The sequence below is a fragment of the Pseudomonas sp. nanlin1 genome, assembly GCF_045571515.1.
Taxonomy (GTDB): Bacteria; Pseudomonadota; Gammaproteobacteria; order Pseudomonadales; family Pseudomonadaceae; genus Aquipseudomonas.
Window position 1 is genome coordinate 1,594,783 of the sequence record NZ_CP124218.1, and the last position, 12,660, is coordinate 1,607,442.

Sequence of the window (12,660 nt, forward strand, 5' to 3'; positions counted from 1 at the left end):
TGAAGCGACTACTCCTTTTAAGTGGCCCCATGGCCTGCGGCAAAACCTCAGTTTCTGAAATGCTGCAAGCAAGCTATGGCTTTTTACCCGTGAGCAGTGGTGCTTACCTGCGTGCGCAATTGGCTGCCCGAAACCAGGCGCTTGACCGTCATAGTCTGCAAGACCTTGGCGACGTGTTAGATGGTGAGACCGATTTTTCATGGCTTATAGACTCCGTGGCGATACCCGCCATCACAGTTCGCCCTGACGTTGAGAATTTGCTACTTGATGCCGTCCGCAAACCCCGTCAGGTGGAGCTATTCAGGCTTCGTTTCGCAGGCGCAGTCAGGCACGTGCACCTGGTCGCGTCAGAAACCGAACTAAAGCGGAGATACGCTTTCCGAAATCCCCATCAACTCTCGCAGTACGAGGCGGACGTCTTGCATCCAAACGAGCAGAGTGCTCGCTCATTGGCAGCTCTAGCCGACCGAATGTTAGATACCGAAGCGCTCACCCCATCCGATATCGCAGATCAGATCATGGAAATCTGGGAGAAGTAGTTCATGCAAACTCGGCAGATCGTCGTCATCAGCGGAAAGACCTGTAGCGGAAAGAGTGGTTTAGCCGACTTGCTGGTAAAGGAGTATGGCTTTGCCGTCGTGTGCGATCGTCGGGCCTCCCAGGATGCGGAATGGCATCTTCGGCTGGATCAACCAACGATGCTTGATCGCCGACGTGAACTGAAAGGAGCGGACCATGAGCATTGGATGCTTCACGAAACCAATGCGAGGTGCGCCAAGGACGCGGGCGGCTCGCCGTTGGTAGTCGATCACCTGAACACACTGGCGCAGGTGCTGGAGTTTCGAAGGACCTTCGGGGCGAACCTTATCCATGTCCATCTTTATGCAAGTGACCCTACGCTCCAGAAGCGGTATGCAGATCAAGTGAAGGGTCAGACTGACCCTGTGCCCTATGACCAGGTCAATCAGCTCAGAGATCTGGCAGAAATCGAACTGCTCAAGGCGGATGCAGACGTCCGCATTTACACCGAACGATGCGACTCCAGTGACACGCTCGTGCGAGTCGCCGCTCGGTTGCATCTCTTCACTCCACCAGAAATCAGGTGTGTGGATGTGTTAATCGGGGGGCAGTACGGGAGCGAGGGCAAGGGCAACATCGTTTCTTACTTGGCTCGTGAGTACGACGTCATGGTTCGCGTAGGCGGGCCCAACGCCGGACACACCGTGGCAAGCCCTCGCGGCCCTTACACATATCACCACCTGCCTTCCGGGGCGCGGGATGTGAGTGCAAGACTGCTTCTGGGCCCTGGCATGACGATCAGATTGCCGGGACTTTTAAAGGAAATTGAAGAGTGCAATATCGGCCCGGATCGACTATTCATTGATCCGCAGGCAACTATTATCGAAGACGGAGACCTTGAAGCTGAGCAGGTTCATCTGGTCTCGACCATCGCCTCCACGGGCAGTGGAAGCGGCGCTGCGGCGGCGCGACGTATCCTTAGCAGAGGCAAAAAGACGATCAGGCTTGCGCGGGATGTCGAGGAGCTACGGCCCTACGTCGGCACGCAGGGGAATTATCATGGCTGTACAACAGATAGGCTGGAGGAGGCCTATCGTAATGGTCACTCCATATTGCTGGAGGGCACGCAGGGAAGCGGACTGAGTATTTTTCATGGCGACTACCCGCACGTGACGTCCAGGGACACCAATGTTGCAGGATGCCTTGCAGAGGCGGGGATCTCACCGAGTCGTATTCGAAAAATTCTGATGGTTATCCGTCCTATGCCGATCCGTGTTGGGGATCCTGACGGAGACCAGGGCCACACTTCAGGACAGCTTAAACACGGAACAACCTTCGACGAAATTGCTGAATTCGCAGGCCTCGAAGGCACAGCGCTAAACGCCGCTGAGAAAACCTCCACCACCCGACGAAACAGGCGCGTGGGTTGGTTTGAGTGGAATCAATTCCGCAAGGCCTGTGCGCTCAATGCGCCCACCGATATCGTTTTGACGTTCGCGGATTACCTCAAATCTTCTAACAGCAAGGCACGTAGATTTGAGCAACTCGATCCAGACACCATCAAGTTTGTGGAGGAGCTGGAGCGTGTTTCCCAAGCCCCTGTCTCGCTGATCAACACCCGATTTTCTCGCGACACAGGTGCCACCGATCTGCGCTCGCTGATCGACCGGCGTAACTGGACTGCACGATCGGGCAGGAAATAACGGATGAACTTGGAAAAGTTGATTGAGCTGTACCCGCGCGCGTATCACATGGCAGAGCGTGGTGCTTGGGACAACATTCGTGCCCATGGGTTGATGAGCACCACTGCCGTGCTCGACCATCTCAAAGTCCACGGCGATGACCGTACGCGGTTTGAGAGCGAGCACCGCGATCAGAAAATGGATGTGAGGGCAGGGCACCCGTCGAACATCGTGCTACGGGATCAAAAACCCATGCCCGAAGGGCGTCTACTTCAGGCGCTCACGGACGGGACAACCCCTCAGCAGTGGTATGAGCTCATCAACGAGAAAGTCTTTTTCTGGGTGGAAGAGGAAAGGCTGCATCGTCTGCTGGGTGCCCGCGACTATCGGAATCTCGAACACGATGTGCTGACGCTGAACTCAGAGAAACTGATTCAAGCTTACGCTGACAACATTTGGCTTTGCCACATGAATTCTGGCAACACTTGGCCCATTCCTCACCGCCGTGGTACCGAGGTGTTCCGCAGGATTGCAGACTACCCTGTGAAGGCGTCAGGCAGGCCTGCCAAGACTGTTGTAGAGCTCGTGGTCGATTACGCCGTGCCTAACATCGCAGATTACGTGCTGGAGGTTCGCCGGATGAAAGGCACTGAGGTGTTGGGCGTCATTGAATAGCGGATGTCCTTCTGATAACCCATTCATCACGGAGGGCCAATGCCGCGCCAACGTTTAGCTTCCCGCATCCTGCTGATAAGCCCCTCGAACCGGATGCTGTTATTCAAGATCCTTTACCGTACGGGTGCCTTGGCAGGCATAAGTTACTGGGCCACGCCTGGCGGGAAACTCTGGGCTAAAGAGTCTTATGAGGCGGCAGCAATCCGCGAGCTGTATGAGGAGACGGGCATCGAGGTTCAGTCCGTCGGTCAGTGCTTGGCACACAAGGAGTTTCCTTGGGTGATGCCCGATGGGGAGCTGGTGCTTGCAGTCGAACACTATTTCGTGGTGCGTGCACATGATGTGCAGCTCTCGAACGCGAGCTGGAGTGACAAGGAGCGCGAAGTGATATGTGAGGTGAGGTGGTGGTCAGAGGAGGAGTTGGCAGCTTGCCGGGAGCCCGTATTTCCACCGGAGCTCTCTAGCTTGTTCGCCCAGGCCCTTACTCGAAACCTCCACCTTACCTGACGTTGCACGCGCTTCAGCCTCGGCCATATCCTAGTCCGACGTTCGGCATCAAGCGTGGAGCGCGGCCATGGAAGACAGAGAGCATTGGTTTACGTTGTTGGCGCAGAAGGACTGGGAAGCGACTGGTAAATCATCTACCAGAAGAAGGCCAAGGTGTCGGTGTACTTCATCGAGCTGGATAGCAGCTTGCATGATGATCCCCAGGCCCAAGTCAATGACTAGCCCAAAGACGCCATTTTCCGCGCAGTCAATACCAAGCTCATACGCATCAGGCCTCTGGACGCCAAAGTCTCATCAGTAGAGGAGTTCGAGCAGTTGGTGCGGGAGCTGATGCGCCAGCTCTGACTGTCTGGTGCAGCGGATCTGAATTGACTTCGGGCGGACGCTGAGGTGTCGAATTCCATAGGTAGCGGAGCGGAGTTTTTTCTCTGATGATCGGCAGTGCCGGGATTGCTACCTGGCGGCTTTCATCTGCGCGCGTCACTGACAAGGACAGGGAAATGCAATCAAGCAAGCCAACCGTTATTTACCTCGATAGCTCTGACTATTCGACCCTCACCCGCCCTCGTCTGGAGCCCGCCCAGAGCCAGCAGCTGGCCGCCTTAAGAGCGCTCAAGGAGCGCAAGGACGTTATGTTTGTGTATTCAGGGGCGCACATCGCAGAAATGTCGCCCTTGGAGGCGCAATACGCCAGTGCAGGCGTGGAGCGCACTGTTCTGATGGTTGAGCTGTGTGGGCGCACCACAATGATTTCCTATGATCGCCTGATGAAGGCCGAGTTGTTGCGGCTGGTGGAGCGCGATTCAGCTCCTGTTGAGGTGCTGGATGCCAACGGTGGCTGGTTCCCGGACATGGGGGCGCTGATGAGCCCGCTGGATGAGTTGGACATCTCTGGCATGATGCAGGAGGAGATGGACAAGCACCAGATGAACCGCAAGGGGCGCCGGATCTTCCAGAAGAACATGTCCAAACAGGGTGGCTTTAACAGCAACTTTGAGAAGAACACTGGCGAGACGCTGGATTTCACGGAGCTGTTGAAGAAGGTGCCCATGCGCAAACGCGATGCGGCAGTTCTCAAGCGGTATGTGCTGGGGACTGCAACGCGCGCGCAAGCCGACCAAGCCTTTTTGGAGAGCCTTCGTGACCCTACCTTCATGTCCCAGTGGTTCATCCACAACCACCACCAGCTGGGGGCAGTAGTTGAATGGGTTAGGAAACCGGCGCAGCAACTCCTCGCAAGCTGCCAGCAGACGCTTGACGACCTTAATGATCAGCTTGCTCGACTGTCAAAGTCTGAACGTGCTGAGGCGATGCGAAGTGTAAAGGGCGAGCCCTGGACGAAACTGAAGAAGCAGGGGGGGCTCGACATCGTAAACAACCTGCTTGAAAGGCTGCTGCCTGAAGCCCCCAAGTGCGATGACGCGTCGCTGATTGAGCGCTACTGTCCAGGCCTTTTTGTCTGCATCAACGCCTTCTACACCTCGCTTCACAAGTCGCTTGGGGAGGGTGGTCGGAAGCCGAAGGCCAGTGACTTTGTTGACCTGATTCATGCCTTGTACATCCCCTACGTTTCGTACTTCCGGGCCGATCGCTACATGTGCGGTGTGCTGCAGCCGCTGGCCGAGGCTTTGAATACCTGCGTCGTGGCATCTCCAGCTGCAATTATCGAAGCGCTGGAGATCGGTGAATCTCGAGTGATCTGATCGCTGTCTTTGGGCAGGGGGAGTGTGGATCTGTGGGCGGACTGCTTTATAGACCCCCTCCGGGGCAGCGACACATTTGAATATCAGATATGCCGCTAATTGTAGAAGGGGGCTACACCCCTAGCCCTTTAGCGTCCAAATGGCCCTCTAAGCCCCCCCAACCCGCGCCAACCCCGCGCGCATATCCCCGCCGCTCGGCTGCTGAAACACCCCCAGACCGAACTCCGGCAACACCGCCAGCAGGTAGTCGAACACGTCACCCTGAATCCGCTCGTAGTCAGCCCAAACGGTGGTTTGCGTGAAGCAGTAGACTTCCAGCGGAATGCCTTCGGCGGTGGCCTGCATCTGGCGCACCATGCAGGTCATGTTGGGTTGGATGTCCGGGTGGCTTTTGAGGTAAGCCAAGGCGTAGGCGCGGAAGGTGCCCAGGTTGGTCATGCGCCGTTGGTTGGCGGAGAGGGCGCTGACTTCGCCCTGGGCCAGGTTCCAGCTTTTCAGTTCGGCGCGTTTGCGCCCGACGTAGTCGGTGAGCAGGCGGACTTCGCTCAGGCGTTGTTGTTCGGCTTCGTCGAGAAAGCGTACGCCGCTGGCATCGATAAACAGGCTGCGCTTGATGCGGCGACCGCCAGATTGCTGCATGCCGCGCCAGTTGCGGAACGACTCGGACATCAAGCGCCAGGTGGGGATGGAGACGATGGTTTTGTCGAAGTTCTGCACCTTGACCGTGTGCAGGGTGATGTCCACCACATCGCCATCGGCGCCCACTTGGGGCATTTCGATCCAGTCGCCGACCCGCAGCATGTCGTTGCTGGTCAATTGCACGCTGGCCACGAAGGACAGCAGTGTGTCCTTGTAGACTAACAGGATCACCGCCGACATCGCTCCCAGCCCTGACAGCAGCAGAAGGGGCGAGCGGTCGATCAGCGTGGCGACGATGATGATGGCCGCGAAAATGAACAGGATCATCTTCGCCAGTTGCACATAGCCCTTGATGGAGCGGGTGCGCGCGTGCTCGGTGCGCGCGTAAATGTCGAGCAGTGCGTTGAGCAGCGCGCTCAGGGCCAGCACCTGGAACAGGATGGTGAAGGCCAGGGCCAGGTTGCCGATGAAGTGCTTGGTGGCGTCGTTCATCACGGGCATCAGCACCAAGCCGAATTGCACCACCAATGAGGGCGTCATCTGCGCCAGGCGGTGAAAAACTTTGTTGTGCAGCAGGTCGTTGAGCCAGAACAGCGCGGTTTGCCGGCTGAGCAGTTTAACCGCGTGCAGAATCAGGAAACGGGCCACCCGGCCGAGAATTAACGCCACCGCCAGTAACAGGGCGAGCGATAGCGTGGCATGCAGTACCGGGTATTGGTCGAGCATGCCCCAGAATTCCTGGGCGCGTGAAAGCAGTGCTGGAAAGTCCATGAAGATAAGGCCTGGCAGTTCTAAATGGCGCGATTCTATAGGGCTGAGCCTGTAGAGGGGGGCTTTTCATTGGTAACTGCCAGTGACGGCGAGGGTTGCTTGCACAGCGTACTGACTAAAGAAGCTCGGCTAATTCGGCGCAAACCGTTACTCTATGCAGTTGATTTTATGTACTTCGCCGAGGTAACACCCGTGTTCTCCCAATTCGCCCTGCATGAACGCCTGCTCAAAGCCGTGGCCGAGCTTAAATTCGTCGAGCCGACCCCGGTGCAGGCGGCCGCCATTCCGCTGGCTTTGCAGGGGCGTGACCTGCGGGTAACCGCCCAGACCGGCAGCGGCAAGACTGCCGCGTTCGTCCTGCCGATCCTCAACCGCCTGATCGGCCCGGCCAAGGTGCGCGTCGATATCCGCGTGCTGATCTTGCTGCCGACCCGTGAGTTGGCTCAACAGACCCTGAAGGAAGTTGAGCGTTTCTCCCAGTTCACCTTCATCAAGTCCGGGCTGATCACCGGCGGTGAAGACTTCAAGGTGCAGGCCGCAATGCTGCGCAAGGTGCCGGACATTTTGATCGGCACCCCAGGGCGCATGCTCGAACAGCTCAACGCCGGTAACCTTGACCTCAAGCATGTCGAAGTGATCGTGCTTGACGAAGCTGACCGCATGCTCGACATGGGTTTCGCCGAAGATGTGCAGCGCCTGGTCGACGAATGCCCGAATCGCCAGCAGACCCTGCTGTTCTCCGCCACCACCGGCGGTGCTGGCTTGCGCGAGATGATCGGCAAAGTGCTGAGAGACCCGGAGCACTTGTTGATCAACACGGTCAGCGAATTGGCCGTAGGCACGCGCCAGCAGATCGTCACGGCCGACCATAATGTGCACAAAGAGCAGATCCTCAATTGGCTGCTGGCCAATGAGACGTACCAGAAAGCCATTATCTTCACCAACACTCGGGCCATGGCCGACCGTATCTACGGCCGCTTAGTGGCGCAGGACTACAAAGCCTTCGTGCTGCATGGCGACAAGGACCAGAAAGACCGGAAGCTGGCCATTGACCGCCTCAAGCAGGGCGGGGTGAAAATCCTCGTGGCCACCGACGTAGCGGCTCGTGGGCTGGACGTCGACGGCCTGGACCTGGTGGTCAACTTCGACATGCCGCGCAGTGGTGACGATTACGTGCACCGCATCGGCCGCACCGGCCGGGCCGGTAATGAAGGCCTGGCGATCTCCTTGATCTGCCACGGTGACTGGAACCTGATGTCGAGCATCGAGCGTTACCTCAAGCAGAGCTTCGAGCGCCGGGTGATCAAGGAAGTCAAAGGCACCTACGGTGGCCCGAAGAAGGTCAAGGCGTCCGGCAAGGCCGTGGGCGTGAAGAAGAAAAAGACCGACAAAAAGGGTGATAAGAAAGCGCCGTCGAAAACCGCGACCAAACGCAAAACGGTGAACCGACCCAAAGCAGACTCTTTGGTCAGCGCCGATGGCATGGCCCCCCTCAAGCGCCGCAAGCCGGAACCGGCCAGCGAATAAATAGGCTGTATGGCACGAACGCCCGCCCTCGCGCGGGCGTTCGTGTTTCTGGAACGCCAGTACCGAGTAGGCGGTCACAACTCAGCTAGCCCTATTCGCATGCCCGAGGTTGACCTGCCATGACCGTTTACAATTGGGATTTGATCGAACGCCTGCTGCACGAAGTGCAAAACGGAGCCGACCACAGCTTTGACCCTGAACCCTACGCGCAGGACCACGCTGCTGCGCTGGCCCAGCAAGGCGAGCCGGTGGCGGACGTCGACGCCTTGCAAGCCGAAGCCCGCCAGTATCAACAGTTGCTGCTGGAACGGGGTTTTATCGCGGCGAGGCCTGCGGAAGAGGGCGGCAATGGGCGCAACTTCATGCTAACGGCCCGCGGCTCAAGCCTGCTGTCGGTCCTCGATAGCAGCATTCCCGGCAATGACCACCCACGCCAGGTGCTCGATGAACAGGCCGACGCGCTAGACCCGACCACCTTCGACGGCCTGTCGGCCAAGGCGCAAATCGCCTAGAAATTGTATACAAAGTCGCTTTTTTTGCACCACGACGGGCATAGGTGGGAGTTTATCGCTCTGTTTTCGTGCGCTATCTGGGTGCATAACAGGGGCTGAGGCCGCTGAAGGGCGGCTGGCACGCATTCTGCTTTTCAAGATTGTATACAATCCGCCCGGCACGCTTTTGCAGCGTTACGGGCAATGTCTACAAGGAGAAGAGCAATGTCCGAGCAGTTGCCCAAAGGCTACAGCCCCCGTTTATACAACGAAGATTTAGGCCCGCTGAAGCAGAAGTGGAATTGGTACAACATCTTCGCGTTCTGGATGAGCGACGTGCACAGCGTCGGCGGCTATGTATTCGCGGCCAGCCTGTTTGCCTTGGGCTTAGCCAGTTGGCAAGTGTTAGTGGCACTGCTGGCGGGCATCTGCATCGTTCAGGTGGTGGCCAACCTGGTTGCCAAGCCTAGCCAGCAAGCGGCGGTGCCTTACCCGGTGATTTGCCGCCTGGCGTTCGGGGTGTTCGGCGCGAACATTCCTGCGGTGATTCGCGGGCTGATAGCGGTGGCCTGGTACGGCATTCAAACCTACCTGGCGTCCAGTGCGTTGATCATTGTGGTGCTGCGCTTCTTTCCAAGTATGGAGGTGTACGCCAACAGCTCTTTCGCCGGGCTGTCCTACCTGGGTTGGATGGGCTTTCTCACCTTGTGGTGCCTGCAGGCAGCGGTGTTCTGGGCGGGTATGGAGTCGATTCGGCGCTTTATCGACTGGGCCGGGCCGGTGGTCTACGCGGTGATGTTTGTCCTGGCGGGGTGGATTGTCTGGAAAGCCGGTTGGTCCAACATCAGCTTTACCCTGGCAGAAAAGTCGTTGTCAGGCTGGCAGGCGTTCGGCCAAGTGATCATGGCCACGGCCTTGGTGGTGTCGTATTTCTCCGGGCCGACCTTGAATTTTGGCGACTTCAGCCGCTATTGCCGCAGCATGAAGGAGGTCCGCCGCGGTAACTTCTGGGGCTTACCGGTCAACTTTCTCGCGTTCTCATTGGTCACAGTGGTCATCGTTTCGGGCACCTTGCCGGTATTTGGTGAGATGCTCCACGACCCCATCGCCACCGTGGCGCGCATAGACAACGATATCGCGGTATTACTGGGCGCGTTCGCCTTTGTGACCGCCACCATCGGCATTAATATTGTTGCAAACTTTGTATCGCCAGCGTTCGATTTTGCCAACATCGCGCCCAGCAAAATCAGCTGGCGAGTGGGCGGAATGATCGCCGCTGTGGCCTCGATTTTCATCACGCCGTGGAATCTGTTCAATAATCCTGAAGTGATCCACTACACCCTGGATGTGCTCGCCGCTTTCATCGGGCCGCTGTTTGGCATTCTCTTGGTGGACTACTACCTGATCAAGCAGCAGCAGATTGACGTCGATGCACTTTTTGACGACAGCCCCACGGGCCGGTACTTCTACAGCAATGGCGTGAATGCACTTGCGGTCAAGGCCTTGTTGCCGACCACCTTGGTCGGGGTCGCTATAGCCTTTGTCCCAGCGTTGCAGTTCATGGCTAACTTCGCCTGGTTCACCGGTTGCTTCCTGGGTGGCGCCCTGTATTTCCTGCTGGCCAGGCACCAGCGCGTTGGCAGTGCTGAATCGCTCTCATCCGCTGTTGCGAATTGACCCGCCAGACCGGCGGTAGCGTTACTGGCTGAGTTTGCCCCTGCAAAGGGGCTTACCCAGGGCAGGGGTCTCTAGGCGAGTGTTTCCGTTAGGGCTATGATCAGGGTGTAGCGACGTAATAGCTAACTTGTCGCTCAGGTTTTTTCCCTGAAGGGGGCACTATGAAAGGCAATTCGTTCAACTGGCTCCACGACCTTGGCGTTGCACTGGGCTTGATCCCGCCGCCCCTGCAACCTATCCCTATTCCCGCAGAGGACGAGAACCGCCGCCGCCGGCCCCAGCCGCGGCGCTGATGCCTCGCGTTTGAAAAAACTGCCCGGGCGGGCGGTGTGGGCGGCTCGCACCCACTTGAAAAGATCGGGGGCCTGGCACTTCAATGCCAGCCCCCGATTTTTTTAGCTCAAAAGCGCGGTTTGACCGTGGTCCATCCTGGCTTGTATTTGGCCATCTGCTTTACATCGTCGCGTTGGCGAATCCCACAGCGCAAAAATTGCTCATGCAGCTTGCCCAACTGATCCCGATCCAGCTCCAGGCCCAGGCCCGGTGAAGTGTTGAGGGTGACGCAGCCGTCGACGATCGGCAGCTTGCCGCCCTTGATTACTTCCTCGTCAGCTTCTTGCCATGGGTAGTGGGTGTCGCAGGCGTAGTCCAAGTTAGGCACCGTGGCGGCGACATGTGCCATGGCCATTAGGCTGATGCCCAGGTGTGAGTTGGAGTGCATGGACACACCCAGGCCCCAGGTTTGACACATACGCGCAAGCACTTGGGTGTCGCGTAGGCCGCCCCAGTAATGGTGGTCGGCGAGTACGATCTGCACGCTATTTCGCTCGACACTGCGGCGGAACTCGTCGAAATCGGTGACCACCATGTTGGTCGCCAGGGGTAGGCCGGTGCGCTTGTGCAGCTCAGCCATACCGTCCAGGCCCGGGCAAGGGTCTTCGTAATATTGCAAGCTGTCGCCGAGTCGTTCGGCCATGCGTATGGACGTGTCCAGGGACCAGTTGCCATTAGGGTCAATGCGCAGCGGGTGGTCGGGGAAGGCTTTCTTCAGCGCCAGGATGCACGCCACCTCATGCTCAGGCTCGAGCGTGCCGGCTTTGAGCTTGATGCTCTTGAAGCCGTATTGCTCGATCATCGTGCGCGCTTGGGCGACGATTTGCGCTTCGTCCAGGGCTTCACCCCAGGCGTCGGCGGGGTAGGGGCTGTCGATGTGTTCAGCGTACTTGAAAAACAGGTAAGCACTGAACGGCACCCGGTCGCGCACCGCCCCACCGAGCAGGTCGGCCAGCGGGCGGTTCAGGGAGTGGGCCTGGAGGTCGAGCAAGGCCACCTCGAACGCCGAATAGGCGTTGCTCACCGCTTTACTCGCATGGGACCCCGGGGCCAGTTCGGCGCCGGCAATGCTGGCCGGTCTGTGTTTGGCCACGCTGTCGATTACCACTTGGCGCAGGCCGTTGAGGTTGAACGGATCGAGCCCGATCAGGCCGTCCTTGACGGCCATTTGAATCGCCAAGGCCGGGGCATCCCCGTAGCTTTCACCGAGGCCGATGTAGCCGTTATCGCTTTCGACTTCAATGATCGAACGCAGCGCATAGGGTTCGTGAATCCCGCTGGCATTGAGTAATGGCGGGTCGCGGAAGGCAATGGGGGTGACGGTGACGCGGGTGATTTTCAAGAGATTTCTCCCGTGGCGAGCAGATGGTCAGTGCGCAGGGATGAGTCACTGGATCTTGCTCCCACTGTTTATTTTTATCGGGGGGAGATATTTGTAACATTCTTCATCAGTTATCGTACAACTATTTAGTGTTGAGCGCCTGCGGATTGCTGTAGTGGGGCGCTTGCTGCGCTATGCCTGCTGCGGCACAATCCCGGCCCATGTCCAGACCCCAATGCCCACGCTGCCAGCGCCCGCAATCCCATTGCTTGTGCGCGCTGATCCCGCACTTGCCTAGCCACACCCGAGTGCTGGTATTGCAGCACCCCAGCGAGGCCGGCCATGCATTGAATACGGCGCGGTTGGCGGCGTTGGGCCTGCAGAACGCAGAGCTGAAAGTGGGGGAAGTCTTCACGGAGTTGGCGGCATGGTTAAGCGAACCCGGCTACGACGCTTGCCTGCTCTTTCCGGGGCCACAGGCCCAGGCCTTGCGGCCATACGCCGAGGGCCAACGGCCGAAACTGCTGGTGGTACCGGACGGCACCTGGCGTAAGGCGCGCAAGTTGCTGCACCTGAACCCGCTGCTGGCTGCGCTGCCTCGGGTATGCCTGGCCCAGGTTGCCCCCTCGACCTATCGGCTGCGCAAGGCGCCGGCGGCCGATGCGCTGTCCACCCTTGAAGCCGTGACCCAAGCCCTGAGCGTGCTGGAGGCCCCGGCGTCATTCGAGGCCCTGTTGAAGCCGTTCGATGCGCTGATCGACAGGCAGATCGCCGCCATGGGTGAGTCGACCTACCAGCGCAACCACGCGCGCTGA

12 protein-coding genes are annotated in these 12,660 nt (G+C 58.4%); 10 read left to right on the forward strand and 2 right to left on the reverse strand.

Going from position 1 to position 12,660, the window contains the following annotated elements; translation table 11 throughout:
* The first annotated feature begins 29 nt into the window (after window positions 1–29).
* The 5 genes from QCL65_RS07445 to QCL65_RS07465 all read left to right on the forward strand — a co-directional run bounded on the left by QCL65_RS07445 (window position 30) and on the right by QCL65_RS07465 (window position 5,086).
* A complete protein-coding gene (locus QCL65_RS07445) occupies window positions 30–539 on the forward strand; it encodes a hypothetical protein (RefSeq protein ID WP_407315616.1) in 510 nt (169 codons plus the stop codon).
* Window positions 540–542: 3 nt separating this feature from the next.
* The gene (locus tag QCL65_RS07450; protein WP_407315617.1) at window positions 543–2,222 is read left to right on the forward strand and encodes an adenylosuccinate synthetase; all 1,680 of its coding nucleotides are present in this window, start codon (window positions 543–545) and stop codon (window positions 2,220–2,222) included.
* Between the two features lie 3 nt (window positions 2,223–2,225).
* The gene (locus QCL65_RS07455) at window positions 2,226–2,876 is read left to right on the forward strand and encodes a DUF7002 family protein (RefSeq protein ID WP_407315618.1); all 651 of its coding nucleotides are present in this window, start codon (window positions 2,226–2,228) and stop codon (window positions 2,874–2,876) included.
* A gap of 39 nt (window positions 2,877–2,915) precedes the next feature.
* Window positions 2,916–3,383 carry an NUDIX hydrolase gene (locus QCL65_RS07460; RefSeq protein WP_407315620.1) on the forward strand — a complete coding sequence of 156 codons (468 nt, stop codon included), beginning with the start codon at window positions 2,916–2,918 and terminating at the stop codon, window positions 3,381–3,383.
* 431 nt (window positions 3,384–3,814) lie between these two features.
* A complete protein-coding gene (locus QCL65_RS07465) occupies window positions 3,815–5,086 on the forward strand; it encodes a hypothetical protein (protein ID WP_407315621.1) in 1,272 nt (423 codons plus the stop codon).
* A 147-nt stretch (window positions 5,087–5,233) separates the two neighbouring features.
* Here the strand turns inward: QCL65_RS07465 and QCL65_RS07470 are convergent, their stop codons facing one another.
* Window positions 5,234–6,496: a mechanosensitive ion channel family protein gene (locus QCL65_RS07470; RefSeq protein ID WP_407315622.1), complete on the reverse strand. Its 1,263-nt coding sequence runs from the start codon at window positions 6,494–6,496 to the stop codon at window positions 5,234–5,236.
* Between the two features lie 192 nt (window positions 6,497–6,688).
* On the opposite strand from QCL65_RS07470, the gene QCL65_RS07475 reads away from it, so the two are divergent.
* The 4 genes from QCL65_RS07475 to QCL65_RS07490 all read left to right on the forward strand — a co-directional run bounded on the left by QCL65_RS07475 (window position 6,689) and on the right by QCL65_RS07490 (window position 10,484).
* Window positions 6,689–8,023: a DEAD/DEAH box helicase gene (locus QCL65_RS07475; RefSeq protein WP_407315623.1), complete on the forward strand. Its 1,335-nt coding sequence runs from the start codon at window positions 6,689–6,691 to the stop codon at window positions 8,021–8,023.
* Window positions 8,024–8,142: 119 nt separating this feature from the next.
* Window positions 8,143–8,535 carry a transcriptional regulator gene (locus QCL65_RS07480; protein WP_407315625.1) on the forward strand — a complete coding sequence of 131 codons (393 nt, stop codon included), beginning with the start codon at window positions 8,143–8,145 and terminating at the stop codon, window positions 8,533–8,535.
* A gap of 204 nt (window positions 8,536–8,739) precedes the next feature.
* Window positions 8,740–10,191, forward strand: a complete 1,452-nt coding sequence (locus QCL65_RS07485) for an NCS1 family nucleobase:cation symporter-1 (protein WP_407315626.1) — start codon at window positions 8,740–8,742, stop codon at window positions 10,189–10,191.
* 161 nt (window positions 10,192–10,352) lie between these two features.
* Window positions 10,353–10,484 carry a PA1414 family protein gene (locus QCL65_RS07490; protein WP_407315627.1) on the forward strand — a complete coding sequence of 44 codons (132 nt, stop codon included), beginning with the start codon at window positions 10,353–10,355 and terminating at the stop codon, window positions 10,482–10,484.
* Window positions 10,485–10,591: 107 nt separating this feature from the next.
* Here the strand turns inward: QCL65_RS07490 and QCL65_RS07495 are convergent, their stop codons facing one another.
* The gene (locus QCL65_RS07495) at window positions 10,592–11,866 is read right to left on the reverse strand and encodes a glucarate dehydratase family protein (RefSeq protein ID WP_407315628.1); all 1,275 of its coding nucleotides are present in this window, start codon (window positions 11,864–11,866) and stop codon (window positions 10,592–10,594) included.
* A gap of 200 nt (window positions 11,867–12,066) precedes the next feature.
* Between QCL65_RS07495 and QCL65_RS07500 the strand changes: the two genes are divergently transcribed.
* Window positions 12,067–12,660: a tRNA-uridine aminocarboxypropyltransferase gene (locus QCL65_RS07500; protein ID WP_407315629.1), complete on the forward strand. Its 594-nt coding sequence runs from the start codon at window positions 12,067–12,069 to the stop codon at window positions 12,658–12,660.

What these genes read in the sequence shown, in the direction of transcription:
- QCL65_RS07445 (WP_407315616.1), top strand. Translation starts at nt 30, where the DNA reads ATGGCCTGCGGCAAAACCTCAGTTTCTGAAATGCTGCAAGCAAGCTAT.
- QCL65_RS07450 (WP_407315617.1), top strand. Translation starts at nt 543, where the DNA reads ATGCAAACTCGGCAGATCGTCGTCATCAGCGGAAAGACCTGTAGCGGA.
- QCL65_RS07455 (WP_407315618.1), top strand. Translation starts at nt 2,226, where the DNA reads ATGAACTTGGAAAAGTTGATTGAGCTGTACCCGCGCGCGTATCACATG.
- QCL65_RS07460 (WP_407315620.1), top strand. Translation starts at nt 2,916, where the DNA reads ATGCCGCGCCAACGTTTAGCTTCCCGCATCCTGCTGATAAGCCCCTCG.
- QCL65_RS07465 (WP_407315621.1), top strand. Translation starts at nt 3,815, where the DNA reads ATGATCGGCAGTGCCGGGATTGCTACCTGGCGGCTTTCATCTGCGCGC.
- QCL65_RS07470 (WP_407315622.1), bottom strand. Translation starts at nt 6,496, where the DNA reads ATGGACTTTCCAGCACTGCTTTCACGCGCCCAGGAATTCTGGGGCATG.
- QCL65_RS07480 (WP_407315625.1), top strand. Translation starts at nt 8,143, where the DNA reads ATGACCGTTTACAATTGGGATTTGATCGAACGCCTGCTGCACGAAGTG.
- QCL65_RS07485 (WP_407315626.1), top strand. Translation starts at nt 8,740, where the DNA reads ATGTCCGAGCAGTTGCCCAAAGGCTACAGCCCCCGTTTATACAACGAA.
- QCL65_RS07490 (WP_407315627.1), top strand. Translation starts at nt 10,353, where the DNA reads ATGAAAGGCAATTCGTTCAACTGGCTCCACGACCTTGGCGTTGCACTG.
- QCL65_RS07500 (WP_407315629.1), top strand. Translation starts at nt 12,067, where the DNA reads ATGTCCAGACCCCAATGCCCACGCTGCCAGCGCCCGCAATCCCATTGC.